At 31.8% G+C, this 14,338-nt stretch carries 12 protein-coding genes; 4 read left to right on the top strand and 8 right to left on the bottom strand.

The genetic code is table 11. From position 1 onward, the window contains the following. The first annotated feature begins 59 nt into the window (after positions 1-59). The 4 genes from AC4FQX_RS05125 (at position 60) to acs (ending at position 5,502) form a co-directional block, all read left to right on the top strand. Positions 60-254 (top strand): hypothetical protein, encoded by a 195-nt coding sequence (locus AC4FQX_RS05125; RefSeq protein ID WP_491166600.1) that lies wholly within the window; start codon positions 60-62, stop codon positions 252-254. After that, positions 247-2,931: an ATP-binding protein gene (locus AC4FQX_RS05120; protein WP_491166599.1), complete on the top strand. Its 2,685-nt coding sequence runs from the start codon at positions 247-249 to the stop codon at positions 2,929-2,931. Before AC4FQX_RS05125 ends, AC4FQX_RS05120 begins: the two co-directional genes overlap by 8 nt. A 4-nt stretch (positions 2,932-2,935) precedes the next feature. Beyond that, complete coding sequence (locus AC4FQX_RS05115; protein WP_491166598.1) at positions 2,936-3,319, top strand: response regulator; 384 nt, start codon at positions 2,936-2,938, stop codon at positions 3,317-3,319. Between the two features lie 269 nt (positions 3,320-3,588). Then, positions 3,589-5,502 (top strand): acetate--CoA ligase, encoded by a 1,914-nt coding sequence (gene acs / locus AC4FQX_RS05110; RefSeq protein WP_491166597.1) that lies wholly within the window; start codon positions 3,589-3,591, stop codon positions 5,500-5,502. 130 nt (positions 5,503-5,632) lie between these two features. Here acs and AC4FQX_RS05105 read toward each other — a convergent pair whose 3' ends face one another. From AC4FQX_RS05105 to AC4FQX_RS05070, 8 genes are all read right to left on the bottom strand, one after another. Continuing rightward, a complete protein-coding gene (locus tag AC4FQX_RS05105) occupies positions 5,633-6,079 on the bottom strand; it encodes a hypothetical protein (protein WP_491166596.1) in 447 nt (148 codons plus the stop codon). A 1-nt stretch (position 6,080) separates the two neighbouring features. Then, the gene (locus AC4FQX_RS05100) at positions 6,081-6,656 is read right to left on the bottom strand and encodes a Panacea domain-containing protein (protein WP_491166595.1); all 576 of its coding nucleotides are present in this window, start codon (positions 6,654-6,656) and stop codon (positions 6,081-6,083) included. 165 nt (positions 6,657-6,821) lie between these two features. Next, positions 6,822-7,700, bottom strand: coding sequence for a HEPN domain-containing protein (locus AC4FQX_RS05095; protein WP_491166594.1), 879 nt, complete (start codon positions 7,698-7,700; stop codon positions 6,822-6,824). 896 nt (positions 7,701-8,596) lie between these two features. Further along, positions 8,597-9,088 (bottom strand): DNA-deoxyinosine glycosylase, encoded by a 492-nt coding sequence (locus AC4FQX_RS05090; RefSeq protein WP_491166593.1) that lies wholly within the window; start codon positions 9,086-9,088, stop codon positions 8,597-8,599. 12 nt (positions 9,089-9,100) lie between these two features. Then, positions 9,101-11,212 (bottom strand): DNA helicase RecQ, encoded by a 2,112-nt coding sequence (gene recQ, locus AC4FQX_RS05085; protein ID WP_491166592.1) that lies wholly within the window; start codon positions 11,210-11,212, stop codon positions 9,101-9,103. An 87-nt stretch (positions 11,213-11,299) separates the two neighbouring features. Then, a complete protein-coding gene (locus AC4FQX_RS05080; RefSeq protein WP_491166591.1) occupies positions 11,300-11,656 on the bottom strand; it encodes a DNA primase in 357 nt (118 codons plus the stop codon). A gap of 6 nt (positions 11,657-11,662) precedes the next feature. Next, a complete protein-coding gene (locus AC4FQX_RS05075; protein WP_491166590.1) occupies positions 11,663-12,634 on the bottom strand; it encodes a deoxyhypusine synthase family protein in 972 nt (323 codons plus the stop codon). A 49-nt stretch (positions 12,635-12,683) separates the two neighbouring features. Continuing rightward, the gene (locus AC4FQX_RS05070) at positions 12,684-14,084 is read right to left on the bottom strand and encodes an arginine decarboxylase (RefSeq protein ID WP_491166589.1); all 1,401 of its coding nucleotides are present in this window, start codon (positions 14,082-14,084) and stop codon (positions 12,684-12,686) included. Positions 14,085-14,338: the final 254 nt, after the last annotated feature.

Raw genomic sequence — 14,338 nt, 5'->3', positions numbered from 1 at the left:
AAATATACAACAGCTCCTGTTTTTCATCAGGGGCTGTTTATAGGTTAAAAAGAATATAAATGAGAACACGTTACGAACAGAAGTTAGTGATTCTGACCATTTTACTACTAGTAGGATTAAATGTGCCAATATTACTATTATTTGACAGTACTCAGAGTGTTTTTGGAATACCGGTCATTTATGTATATATATTCAGTTGCTGGTTGTTAACAGTTCTGGTGTCTTATTTTATTATTAACAGGGATTATGAATAGTATCAGTGTTTTATTGATTTTACTAATTTATTTAAGCGTACTTTTTTTTACAGCACACTGGTCTGAGAAAAAAATAAACAGTAAGTGGATTAATAATCCATATGTTTATACGCTGTCTTTAGCTGTTTTTTGTACCGCCTGGACCTATTATGGAAGTATAGGTGTAGCGGCAGATAGTGGTTTAAATTATCTTACTGTATATATAGGTCCCGTTATAATTATTCCTGCGTGGATTGTTATCATGAGGAAGATTATCAGAATATCCAAAGTGAATAAAATATCGAGTATTGCAGATTTTATATCTTTGCGATATGGTAATAACAGAACTCTGGGAGCAGTTGTTGCGCTTCTTTGCATATTAGCTGTTCTACCTTATATCTCATTGCAGCTAAAAGCAATTTCAGATACTTTTCATGTAATAACCAAAACTGAAATAACTTCAAGTATTTTTAATGACACTGCTACCTATGTTTCTATTTCATTAGCTTTATTTGCCTCTTATTACGGCACACGTTATGTAGATGCTTCTGAAAAAAGAAGAGGAATTATAACAGCTGTAGCATTAGAGTCTGCTCTAAAACTAATCTTCTTTCTGATTGTGGGGATATATGTAACGTTTTTTGTTTTTGATGGGTTTGAAGACATCTATAAACAGGCTTCTGTACTGCCCGATTTTGTAAAACGAAATACAATAGGAGGAATACCACAGGCTATAAACTGGATGTTTTTATGTCTTTTATCTCTTTTTGCTATTTTTTTGTTACCAAGACAGTTTCATGTTTCAGTTGTTGAAAATAACAGAGAAAGACATTTAAAAAAGGCAATCTGGTTGTTTCCATTGTATTTATTCCTGTTCAATATTTTTGTATATCCGATTGCGTGGGGAGGAAACATTTTGTTTAAAGGGCAGAACCTTAATTCTGATACTTATTCTTTGTTGATACCACAGTTTTTTAATAACAACATAGTAACTCTGATGGTATTTTTAGGAGGTTTTTCTGCAGCTATATCAATGATTGTCATAGCCTCTATTTCTCTTTCTATTATGCTCAGCAATAATATATTGATCCCTTATGGATTTTTAGGAGCTTTGAAAAATGAAAAACAGGCAGAAAATAATAATAAGATTGTTACTATTCGCAAGATTGGAATTTTTAGTCTGATTATGTTGTCCTATATTATTTATAAACAGTTTGTACTGGAGTTTTCTTTGTTTTCTATAGGATTGATTTCATTTGTAATTATTTCACAGTTAGCTCCCTCTTTTTTTGGTGCTTTATTCTGGAAAAGAGGTTCCTCAAAAGGAGCAATAGCCGGAATAGCAATAGGACTATTAGTGTGTAGTTATACTTTACTGATTCCTTATGCGTTGCAAAATGCTTCTTTTATTGAGGATGGTTTATTTGGAATAGAATTATTAAAACCATATCAGTTATTTGGATTAAATTATTTAGAAACGATTCCACATGCCTTATTCTGGAGTTTATTATTTAATGGTTTTACGTTCTTAATTCTTTCCGTTAGTTTTAAAAGTGATTACAGAGAACGAAATTATGCTGAAATGTTTGTAGATATTGATGAACATATTATGATGCATGAAAATGCTTTTATATGGAAAGGAACCGCTTATATCGATGATATTCAAAAAGTTTTATTTCGTTTTTTAGGAAAAGAAAAAACAACTGAAGCAATACATGATTTTAATGTAAAATATGATGTTTTATCAGACAGCCGGCTTGCTGATTCCCGTTTAATTAAATATGCTGAAAATTTACTAACAGGACATATTGGTACAGCATCTGCAAAAATTTTAATTTCAAGTGTAGTGAAAGAAGAGAAAATAACAATGCCTGAAGTGTTAAAAATATTAGAAGAATCAAAGCAGAATATCATAATTAATAAAAAATTAGTTGAAACATCAGATGAGTTACATGTTATCACAAAACAGTTGCAAAAGGCAAACGAGAATCTTGTAAAAAAGGACAAGCAAAAAGATGACTTTTTAGACACAATATCACATGAATTAAAAACACCGATTACAGCTATTAAAGCAGCAACAGAAATATTATATGATGACGATGATATTCCTAAAGAAATGAGAAAAAAATTTCTGCAGAATATAATTTCAGAATCAGATCGTCTAAATCGTTTAATAACTAAAATATTGGATCTTGAAAAATTTGAATCAGGAAAGCAAAAAATTTATGTGACCCGAAATAATATTTATCTGACAATATCAAAAACGTTAGACAATCTAAAACATTTACTAGATAATAAAGGAATTAAGGTGGATATTATGTCTAAAAAAAATATTGTAAAGGCTTTTTATGATGAAGACAGAATTACACAAGTATTACATAACTTATTATCTAATGCGATTAAATTTTGTCCCCAACAAGAAGGGCATATTATGATTGATATCAATGTAACAGACAATCATATTGCAATAGCAATTCAGGATAATGGCAAAGGAGTAAATACAGAAGATCTTGAAGCTATATTTGATAAATTCTATCAGTCAAAAAATCAGAATATTAAAAAACCAATTGGCAGTGGTTTAGGATTATCTATTTGTAAACAGATTATAGAGCACCATAAAGGTAAAATCTGGGTAGAAAATTTAGAAATAACAGGAGCGAAGTTCACTTTTATATTACCCCAGTATAATAATAATTGAAGCGATGAGTATAAAAATTTTGATTGTAGATGATGAACCTAATATAGTAATGTCATTAGAATATACTTTTAGGAAAAAAAATTATGAAGTATTTATTGCCCGCGATGGTCAGGAAGCTCTGGATATTCTAAAAGAAGAATTACCGGATGTAATTCTTCTGGATATTATGATGCCATATCTTGATGGTTATGCTACCATTGAGCAAATAAAAAGTGATAACAGATTAAAAGACTGTAAGATAATTTTTCTTTCGGCAAAGAGTAAAGAATCTGATATAGAAAAAGGATTAAATCTGGGAGCGGATTTATATATTATTAAACCATTTTCTATAAAAAGATTAGTTGAACAAGTTGAAGATTTATTTGAAAATAAGAAAAAAATATTGTAAGTTGAACCCGCTTTTAGGAGTAAGAATAATATATTAAAATTTAACAGTATTATTTAGAAATAAAACAATATTAGCTATAAAATAGACTAAAGTTATTTTTAAGAGTTAAAAATTAAACAAAAGCTATTCTTATTAATAATATTGGTAGCGATTGATCTTTATAACAGTAAAAAGACATTTTATTATCATAGTATTAAAGTAAAAGCTATATTTATAGATATTAAAAAACAGAAGAATAAAAAAAAGAAGAAAATTTAAAAATTTAAAAAATGAGTTATTACAAAGTTGATAGTTTAGAAAAGTATTTTAAACATTATAATAAATCGGTTAGAGAACCCAGAAAATTTTGGGGAAAAATTGCTGAAGAAAACTTCACCTGGTATCAGAAATGGGATAAGGTAGTAGAATTCAATATGATTGATGCCGAAATTAAGTGGTTTACAAATGCAAAAGTCAATATTACAAAGAATTGTATAGACAGACATCTGGCAAAACGAGGTGATAAAACAGCTATTATCTTTGAACCTAATAACCCGGCAGAAGAATCATTACATATAACCTATAATGAGCTATATGAACGTGTTTCAAAAATGGCCAATGTAATACGAGATCAGGGCATTAAAAAGGGGGACAGAGTATGTATTTATCTACCTATGATTCCGGAATTAGCAATCGCAATTTTAGCCTGTGCCAGAATTGGAGCAGTACACTCTGTTGTGTTTGCAGGATTCTCATCATCAGCAGTTACTGCCAGAATTAATGACTCTTCCTGTAAACTGGTAATTACTTCTGACGGAGGCTACAGAGGAAACAAAACAATTGATCTGAAAGGTATTATTGATGAAGCTCTGGAAAAATCACCTTCTGTAGAAAAAGTACTGGTTGTTAAAAGAACCAATTCAGATATTAAAATGGTTGAAGGACGTGATCTTTGGTTACAGCCTCTTTTAGATAATGCAATGGATAACAGCGTTGCCGAAATAATGGATGCAGAAGATCCTTTATTTATCCTTTATACTTCCGGATCAACTGGAAAACCAAAAGGAATGGTACATACCACAGCCGGATACATGGTTTATGCTGCCTATACATTCAAAAACATTTTTCAGTATGAAGAAGACGATATTTTTTGGTGTACAGCCGATATCGGATGGATAACAGGACATTCTTATATTTTATACGGACCATTGCTAAACGGAGCTACAACCGTTCTTTTTGAAGGAATTCCGTCTTATCCGGACTCCGGTCGTTTCTGGGAAGTGATCGATAAACATAAAGTGAATCAGTTCTATACTTCTCCAACAGCAATCAGAGCGCTGGCAAAAGAAAAATCAGAATGGGTAGATAAATATGATCTTTCCTCAATAAAAGTACTCGGTTCAGTAGGAGAGCCTATCAATGAGGAAGCATGGCACTGGTATAATGACCATGTTGGTAAGAAAAAATCTCCGATAGTAGATACCTGGTGGCAAACAGAAACCGGTGGAATCCTAATTTCTCCAATTCCTTTTGTAACACCCACAAAACCAACTTATGCTACATTGCCCTTACCAGGTGTTCAGGCAGTATTAATGGATGAAAAACGTAATGAAATTGAAGGTAACCAAGTAGTTGGTAGTTTATGTATCAAGTTTCCATGGCCTGGTATTGCAAGAACAATCTGGAACGATCATCAACGTTATATTGACACTTATTTTAAAGCTTTTCCCGGTAAATATTTCACAGGAGATGGTGCTTTAAGAGATGAAGTCGGGTATTACAGAATTACAGGAAGATTAGACGATGTTGTTATTGTATCCGGTCACAACCTTGGAACTGCTCCGATAGAAGATGCAATCAATGAACATCCTGCTGTTGCTGAATCTGCTATCGTTGGATATCCTCACGATATAAAAGGAAATGCTCTATATGGTTTTATTACTCTAAAAGAAGTAGGAGAGACCAGAGTAAGAGAAAATCTTATTAATGAGATCAATCAGTATATTTCCAGTCATATCGGACCGATTGCTAAACTGGATAAAATACAGTTCGTATCAAGTTTACCAAAAACACGTTCCGGTAAAATTATGCGTAGAATTTTGAGAAAAATAGCTGAAGGAGAAGATAATATGACCAATTTTGGCGATACATCAACACTTATTAATCCTGAAATAATTAATGAGATTATGTTGGAAAAAGTATAATAAGAAAAAAGCGGTTTCAATTGAAACCGCTTTTTTTATGCCCTGATTAAATTACATAATCTAGTTAAAAGGGGGATAAAGTCATTTCGATTTTATCCCCTTTTGTTTTTTATTAATGTATCTAAATATCTTAATTGTTTAGTATCTTTTTGTATTTCCTTTTTACTGATCTCGAATTTTTGAGACATTCAATTAACGAATTGAAAAGATCATCTTTCATTTTGCCCCAAATTTGATAATCACTATCTTCATTAGGATAGATTCCTTTTAAATGCTCAATTGAATAATCATCTAATTGATGTCCGTAAATGTGAGTTTTAAAGTCAAACTTTCTCCCGCAATCTGTAACTACTTTTGCCTCAGAAAGAACAAAGCAGTTAAAATTTATTTCAGGAAGTTCTAAACAACCGCTTTCGATTTCATCCTTTTTAGGAATATTGTCCGTCCTTGTTGGGAGAGATGCTATAATATTTTGTCCGTCTTTGTTTTTTAAAATAACAAAGTATTTAGGTTTAGCAGTATTCCCATTTTTAAAATAGAAAGGGTCAAAATAAATTATAGTTCCTTCTGCAAACATTTTAATTACATTCTAAATATTCACTATAAATCATTTTTTTTCTATCGTCGTGGTTAATTAATAAACTCATATCTACGAATAGTTCAGTACTATTAATTACTTCTTTTTCTAAAAGTTCTAAGACAGCGTTTTCTGAAGCAACATTATGCCAAGGTGAATTTTTTCGATGAGTATAGTAAATTAATTCTTTAGCAGTTTTATCTCCAAATTTCTCAATAACAGAATTTAGTAAATCTATGTCGTTATCTGAAAACTCATCATCGCTGAAATCAATAATAGGTGTTATTATGGAATTTCCATCTTCGGAAGCTCTTTTAATATATTTTCTTAACAAAGTAGTTTCAGAAGATAAATCAATAAAAATCTCTTCTGAAACAGGACCAAATTTCCAAACCTTGTACTTTAAATTAAAAAAAGGAATCCCGCTTTTTTTAATTGATAATTCATCTAAAATATAGATTAATTTTAAAGCCTTTGTTTTTGACAAATGAGGCAATTTGTTGGAAAGATAAATTAATGCATTTCCAACTTTCTCTATTTGATTCTCAGATAATCTTATGTATGATGTTTTTTCCACGTTGCAAATATACGAATTAAATTCAAGGTTCTTAACAATTAGTTATTAGCGGATCATTTTAGCTTATATCTATTATCCCTTATAGATAGTTCTATTGTATTGCCTCAGTAAAAAGGGAGAGATTTAGAATCATTCTGTAATGTAGATTTATAGTTGTTTAATAAACTAAATCTGTTTTGCATATTCTGCTATTTTATTCTCACTTATTTGTTTTGTTACTTCAAGCAGTCGCTTTACTTTGGGCAACAAAGCGTCAATGTCTTCTTTTGTTACTATGAATTGCGGATTATAACGTGCCTCGATATAAGCGCTTTTTAAGAGTTCAAATAATCGTTTTTCTTCGTCAGTATCATTGGGGAAAATGGGAGGTAAGTCTGCTGAATATTTCCTTACGAAAGAAAATAATTTGGATAAATTATGCAGTTTTGGATTGGTTAAGGTAAACACTAATCGAATGGTTTGAAAGCAATTTTCACAGGCTTGATGGAGATAAAACGATGCTTGTATATATTCATTCTTTTTATAGTTATGAATTGCATCATCTGTAAAAAGATTTGCTCTGTGAGATTTCTCTTTAAAATATTCTTCTGCCTGTTGTTTTATTTCATCAAAACGAAGTGGGCGTTGTTCTGCAAGGGTGTGTTTCTTACTATCATAAAGTATAATTCCTTCTTCTTTGATTTGGGTATAAAAATATCTGCCTGCATCGATATATTCATTTAATCGATTAATGTTTTCATGAATAAACTCAACGGGAGTTTGTAAGTCCGGATCCTGATAATACATATTATCAATCGCATCAAGAATCCTGGTTGCTCTTTGTTCGGTTACTTTTTCTGTTACTACAAGTATATCATAATCGCTTCTGTAGGAGGTGGGAATGCCAAATTCTACTCTTTCGTCATGATCTACGTATTCATTTCTTGCATAACTTCCGTAGAGGATAATCATTTGCGTTTTTGGAAGTCTTGTCGTTATTTGTTCTACAAAACGGAGGAGGTCTCTTTGTTTTTTTTGTGGCAGATAAGCGATGGAATTTTTCATGGAATGATTTACGGGGTTACAAAACAAAGATTATTTTATTTATTAAGATTTATTTTTTACTAAAGTAGTTAAAAAAAGAAAACATTTCTTCGACACTAAGAATAAAGTTCCTTTTAATTCAGATTATTGAAAAGGTTAAAGATACTTTTATTTTAATTGATAGTTGATAGTTTATAATGTATTCTATTCTCCTAACGGGTCTTTTTTTGACCTGTTAGGTTATAAACTGTGCTTCGGATTAATACGCGTTAAAACGCGTATCTACAATCTATATCTACAAAAAACCAACATATAAATTAATCCTAACAGGTCAAAAAAAGACCTGTTAGGAGAATAAAATCCTTGTTCTGACTTTGCAGAGCAGAGTTATTTTAATTGATAGTTAATAATTGATAGTTTGTGAAAACTGAATACTGCGACTGAGAACTCTAAGGAAATCTCTCTCTTTGGACTGAGGCGAGAGATTGTTGCAACGCAATGTGTTGCTTCGGGCGAAGGGAGGGAGATTTCTTTGGGATTTTAGAGTAAGATGTTTTTTAGCCCTGATAGAGCTGGTATCCTTTTTTTATTTTTCTTAAAAAAAGATATAAGCGAAATCCTATAAAAATCCTATAAAAATCTTATTTCAAACAGAAAAGGGTTCATGACTTCCTTTAAAAAACAATAAATAAAAAGGAATAAAGCAGGAAATAGCTTCAAATAAAAATGGGTTCATGACCTCTTCTGAAAAACAATAAATAAAAGGGAATAAAACAGGGATTTTTTATTATCGGTCAGGAGACCGCATTCATACCTACGAAGTTGAAAACTTCGTAGAGCGCAACAACCAACAACCAACAACCAACAACCAACAACCAACAACCAACAACCAACAACCAACAACCAACAACTAACAACTATTTTTTAAAAAAGGCTTCTTTCCAGAGTTTTAATTTTTCTTCAAAAGGAATTGTATTAGCAGGGCTGGTTGAAGGTAGTTGAAAATATTCAATAGAGTTGATCTGTCCAAATTTTCGGATAAAATATTTATGACTTTCTTTTCCGTTGAATAATATCCGTCTTATTTTTGGGTATTCTTTAAAAAGGGTAATAAAATCATTTTCAGTATGGTTTCGGATATTAATATCTAAACTTCCTTTTCTTTCGCAGGCCTGAAGAACATCCCATAGACCTATATTTTGTTGTTGGAGCAGATCTATTTTGTTTTCGAATAAAGGATCGACTACACCATCGGAAAAAACAGTATAAATAATTTTCCAGAACTGATTTCTATTGTTTCCATAATATTCCTGAACTGAAAGTGAAATTTCACCAGGCATAGTTCCCAGAATTAAGGTATCTGTTTTATTATCTATTACAGGTTTAAAAGATTCTTTAATAAGTTCCATTGTATTTTGTTTTTATGCAGGAGATTTTTCTTTTTCAAGAATAGCAAGCGCCAACCTTATTTTTTCATAAGGGATCTGTTCTTTGTAATAATCATAATAGGGTTTTAAAGTGGCTGGGCAATCCAGTTCTTCCTGTATTTTTCTAATTTTTTCAACTTCATCTGCTGAAACAAAATCGAAAAGATTTATGTTTTTACCATCACTGTATAATTTTGCCAGATGAGACATAATAGTAGTACTGTTTAGTTTTCTTTTTAATGCTATTTCATCAGGAGAGAATCCGCTTTCATACAAATATAGGGTTTCGGTATAGGTATCGACTTTTCTGGGTTTAGAACTTTTTTCTTTATAAAATTCAATAATAGCGGTAATGAACTGGTCTCCGTATTTTTCCATTTTAGCGCGCCCTACGCCATCAATTGCCAGAAAAGTGGTATCGCTCATGGGTCTTTCTGTTTCCATTTGTCGTAAAGTGGCATCGCTGAATATAACATAAGCCGGAACATTTTCTTCCAGTGCTATTTCATAACGAATTTTTCGGAGTATTTCAAACAGACTATTTTTAACGATTGTTTTTTTAGTGGATTTTACTGTTCCTTTTTCAATTACAATCTGTTGTGCTTTTGTTAGTTGTACTTTTTCGCCTTCAAAAAGTACTTTTTTAGCAAAAGAAGTCAGTTTTATTTTATTCTGTTCATGAAAAGCAATTTCACAATATCCGAGATTGATTAACTGGATTAAATACTGGTTCCAGTCCTGCCAGGCAATATCATTCCCGATTCCGTATGTTTTTAGGTTTTGATATTCTTTTTCATAGATAGATGCATTTTTAGAACCTCTCAGAAAATCGACAATAACACTTAGGGGTTCGCTTTCTTTGAGACGAACAATGGCAGAAAGTGCTTTTTGTGCTATGATAGTTCCGTCAAAGAAAGAGGGAGGGTTTTTGCATACATCACAATTGCCACAATCTTCACTGATTAGTTCTCCAAAATAATTTAGTAATATTTTTCGTCTGCAGCTCAAAGCATCTGCATATTGTTTCATTCGGTCCAGTTTAGCTAACTGTACTTCAGCATTTGAAGCGCCTGAAGCAAATTTTTGTAACTGAATGACATCGCCGTAACTCTGAAATAATATGGTTTCGGAAGGTAATCCGTCTCGTCCTGCACGTCCAATTTCCTGATAATATCCTTCAATATTTTTTGGTAGATTATAATGTATTACCCAACGTACATTTGATTTGTCAATTCCCATTCCAAAAGCAATGGTGGCACAAACAATCTGTAATTTATCATTGATAAATTCTTCTTGCGTTTGGGAACGTTCCTGATAATCGAGACCTGCATGATAGGCTTTGGCATTAATTTCTGCTTTTTGTAGTTTTTCGACCACTTCTTCTGTCATTTTTCTGCTTAGGCAGTAGATAATACCGGATTCCTGTGGCTTATTTCGGATAAAATCAATGATTTGTTTTATTCTGTCTTGTGCAGAACGAACTTCCAGACTTAAATTCTTTCTGTCAAAGGAAGCAATGTATCGTTCCGGCTGATTTAAATTCAGCTGTTCTATAATATCTTCACGTGTTGCTTTATCTGCTGTAGCAGTAAGTGCCAGAATAGGAGTGGAGGGGAAACGGTTCTTTAGATATCCCAGATTAGTATAAGCAGGACGAAAATCATGACCCCATGAGGATATGCAGTGTGCTTCATCTATGGCTATTAAACTAATAGTTAATCGGTTGAATATTGTGTCTAAGAACGATAAACTTTCCGGAGCAACATATAATAATTTAATCGTATTGTTCTGTAATCCTTCAAAAACAGTATTTTGCTGTTCTGAATTTTGACTGCTGTTAATATAAGAAGCGGATATGCCGTTTGCTTTAAGGCTGTCTACTTGATCTTTCATTAAGGCAATTAATGGAGAGATTACTATTGTGATTCCGGGAAGTAATAGGGCAGGTAACTGAAAACAGATCGATTTTCCTCCACCGGTAGGCATTATTACAACGGTATCTTTTTGATTTAAAATAGAGTTAATAATTGATTCCTGAAGTGGTCTGAATTTTTCAAAACCAAAGTTTTCTTTTAGAGTAGTATGTAAAATTTCAGATGTTATCATGGCGTATAAATTGGGTGGATAAGTTACAAAAAAAAGGGAACTCTTTAAATTAAGAGTTCCCTTTTTTAAATACTATTTTAAAAATAATTAATCTTCGTCTTCTTCATCATCTTCATCAATAGGCTCATCTATGGGGTCTGTTTCGTCATCATCATCGTCCTCATCAATGTCAAGATCTTTTAAAGCGTCGATAGATACAACATTATCAATGTCAACATCTTCCTCGTCTTCTTCAAAATTTTCAATTCTGTCTGCTAACTTAGTACTTACTTTTACAAGAAAAATAGTATCTTCTGTTCTAACTTCGACAGCCTCAATAGTTTCGTTTTTAGCATTTTTAAAACGGATGATATTAGAATCATCATATCCGTCAGGAAATCTTTCAACCAATAAGGTTAATATTTCATTCGTTAATTTAGCATAATCAACAATAACTCTTTTCATATAATCTTATAAATCTAATAGGTAAGCAAAAATTAAAGGTGCTACAATTGTAGCATCAGACTCGATGACAAACTTTGGAGTATTGATGTCTAATTTACCCCATGTAATTTTTTCATTTGGTATAGCTCCTGAATAAGAACCATAGCTGGTCGTAGAATCAGAAATCTGACAGAAATAACTCCAGAAAGGTGTATCTGTCATTTCAAGATCCTGGTAAAGCATTGGAACAACACAAATAGGGAAGTCTCCTGAAATTCCTCCGCCAATCTGGAAGAAACCGATTCCTTTTTGAGAGTTTTTTGGATACCAGTCTGCTAAAAATGCCATATATTCAATTCCTGATTTCATAGTAGAAGCTTTAAGTTCTCCTTTGATTACATAAGAAGTGAAGATATTTCCCATTGTACTGTCTTCCCATCCCGGAACTACAATAGGCAGGTTTTTTTGTGCAGCAGCATACATCCAACTGTCTTTTATATCAATTTCATAATACTCTTCAAGAACACCTGATAATAATAATTTATACATATATTCATGAGGGAAGTAACGTTCTCCTTTTTCTTCAGCATCTTTCCAGATTTTGAAAATATGTTTTTGTAAGCGGCGGAAAGCTTCTTCTTCCGGAATACAGGTATCAGTAACACGATTTAATCCTTTTTCCATTAAATCCCATTCCTCTTGTGGAGTCAGGTCACGATAATTTGGAACTCTTTTATAATGAGAGTGAGCTACTAAATTCATGATATCTTCTTCCAGGTTAGCGCCTGTACAAGAGATAATCTGAACTTTATCTTGTCGAATCATTTCTGCAAAAATTTTGCCTATTTCAGCTGTACTCATTGCACCTGCTAAAGTCACCATCATTTTTGCACCGTTCTGTAATTGTTGTTCGTAAGCCTTAGCTGCATCAACTACCGTAGCAGAATTGAAATGTAAATAATACTTCTCAATAAACTGACTGATTGGTCCTTTACTCATTTTAATTGTTTTCTATTTATTGGGTTTAATAATTTTATTCAAAAATAATTTATTTTTGGTCATATCCTAAAATTTTTAGCACATCTTCTGCTTTTTGTTGTTCAGAAAACACTTCAGTTGCTAAAATACCGTTCTCATCACGGTCTATAAGAATATGTTTGGGTTGTGGGATCAGACAGTGATGTAATCCACCATAACCACCTATTGTTTCCTGATAAGCTCCTGTATTAAAGAAACCTATATATAAAGGCTTGTCTTTACTGTATTTAGGTAAATATATAGCATTCATATTCTGTTCTGAATTGTAATAATCATCACTGTCACAGGTCATTCCTCCAAGGAGAACACGTTCATACTGATCGTTCCATCTGTTTATAGCCAGCATTACAAATCGTTTGTTAATAGCCCAGGTATCCGGAAGAGTAGTAATGAAAGAAGAATCGATCATATTCCATTTCTCTCTATCGTTTTGTTGTTTCTGATATAGAATCTGATAAATAGCACCCGCACTTTCACCTACAGTAAAAGAACCGAATTCAGTAAAAATATTTGGAACAGGAACGTCCGCCTCTTCACAGGAGATTTTAATCTGATTGATAATCTCATCAATCATATACTGATAATCGTATTCAAAAGCAAGTGAGTTTTTAATAGGGAAACCACCACCGATATTTAAACTATCCAGTGTAGGGCATTCTTTTTTAAGTGCTACATATACTTTTAAACATTTTAAAAGCTCATTCCAGTAGTAAGAAGTATCTCGTATTCCGGTATTAATGAAGAAATGCAGCATTTTTAATTCTACATTCTTATTTTCTTTTATTTCTCTTTTATAGAAAGGAACAATATTTTTGTATCCAATACCTAAACGACTGGTATAAAACTCAAATTTAGGCTCTTCTTCGGCAGCAATTCGAATACCGATTTTAAATTTACCATTAATAGAGTTTTGTAACAAATCCAGTTCTTCAAAGTTATCTATAACCGGAATAGTTTTAACATGTCCATTGTTCATTAATCGGGCAATATTCTCAATGTACTGATCTCTTTTAAAACCATTACAGAGAACATACGTATTTTTATTTATTTTTCCTGTTTCTAATAATTTTTCCACAATATTTACATCAAAAGCAGAAGAAGTTTCAATGTGAATATCATTTTTAAAGGCTTCATTCATTATAAATTCAAAATGAGAGCTTTTAGTACAGTAGCAGTAGTAATACTTTCCGTCATACTTATTTTTTTCCATAGCATTTCTAAACCAGTCTTTGGCTTTCTTAATGTTATTAGAAATCTGAGGCAGGTAAGTAAATTTTAAAGGAGTTCCATACTGTTCTACTAATTTCATCAGATCAATATTATGAAACTGCAGATTATCTTTATTTAAAGTAAATTCTTCCTGAGGAAAGTAGAAGGTCTGATTAATTAGATCAAAATATTTTGTATTCATTATATTTTCGAATTTATTAGATTAAAATAATTTTAAGGGACAATTATTATAATTTAATTTTCAAACTCGAATATTGGCATATATTATAGAAAGTTTTTCCTGAGAGATATTAGAGTATTGAAAAATATCAAAATTCAAACTATTCTTCATAGCAAAAATAATACACCGGAGCCGTGACAAAATTTTGCTTCGTCTGCTGTTATTATTAGTGGTAAATATAGTATTCTGACTCTTTTTCATTGGGGCAAATGTAA

It is taken from the genome of Flavobacterium sp. AK-301 (assembly GCF_058310215.1).
The sequence above is the reverse complement of the archived record's forward strand: the minus strand, read 5'-3'. Positions and strand labels throughout refer to the sequence as shown.

What these genes read in the sequence shown, in the direction of transcription:
- AC4FQX_RS05125 (WP_491166600.1), top strand. Translation starts at nt 60, where the DNA reads ATGAGAACACGTTACGAACAGAAGTTAGTGATTCTGACCATTTTACTA.
- AC4FQX_RS05090 (WP_491166593.1), bottom strand. Translation starts at nt 9,088, where the DNA reads ATGGAACTTATTAAAGAATCTTTTAAACCTGTAATAGATAATAAAACA.
- AC4FQX_RS05075 (WP_491166590.1), bottom strand. Translation starts at nt 12,634, where the DNA reads ATGAGTAAAGGACCAATCAGTCAGTTTATTGAGAAGTATTATTTACAT.
- AC4FQX_RS05095 (WP_491166594.1), bottom strand. Translation starts at nt 7,700, where the DNA reads ATGAAAAATTCCATCGCTTATCTGCCACAAAAAAAACAAAGAGACCTC.
- AC4FQX_RS05105 (WP_491166596.1), bottom strand. Translation starts at nt 6,079, where the DNA reads ATGTTTGCAGAAGGAACTATAATTTATTTTGACCCTTTCTATTTTAAA.
- AC4FQX_RS05070 (WP_491166589.1), bottom strand. Translation starts at nt 14,084, where the DNA reads ATGAATACAAAATATTTTGATCTAATTAATCAGACCTTCTACTTTCCT.
- AC4FQX_RS05120 (WP_491166599.1), top strand. Translation starts at nt 247, where the DNA reads ATGAATAGTATCAGTGTTTTATTGATTTTACTAATTTATTTAAGCGTA.
- AC4FQX_RS05080 (WP_491166591.1), bottom strand. Translation starts at nt 11,656, where the DNA reads ATGAAAAGAGTTATTGTTGATTATGCTAAATTAACGAATGAAATATTA.
- AC4FQX_RS05115 (WP_491166598.1), top strand. Translation starts at nt 2,936, where the DNA reads ATGAGTATAAAAATTTTGATTGTAGATGATGAACCTAATATAGTAATG.
- recQ (WP_491166592.1), bottom strand. Translation starts at nt 11,212, where the DNA reads ATGATAACATCTGAAATTTTACATACTACTCTAAAAGAAAACTTTGGT.
- acs (WP_491166597.1), top strand. Translation starts at nt 3,589, where the DNA reads ATGAGTTATTACAAAGTTGATAGTTTAGAAAAGTATTTTAAACATTAT.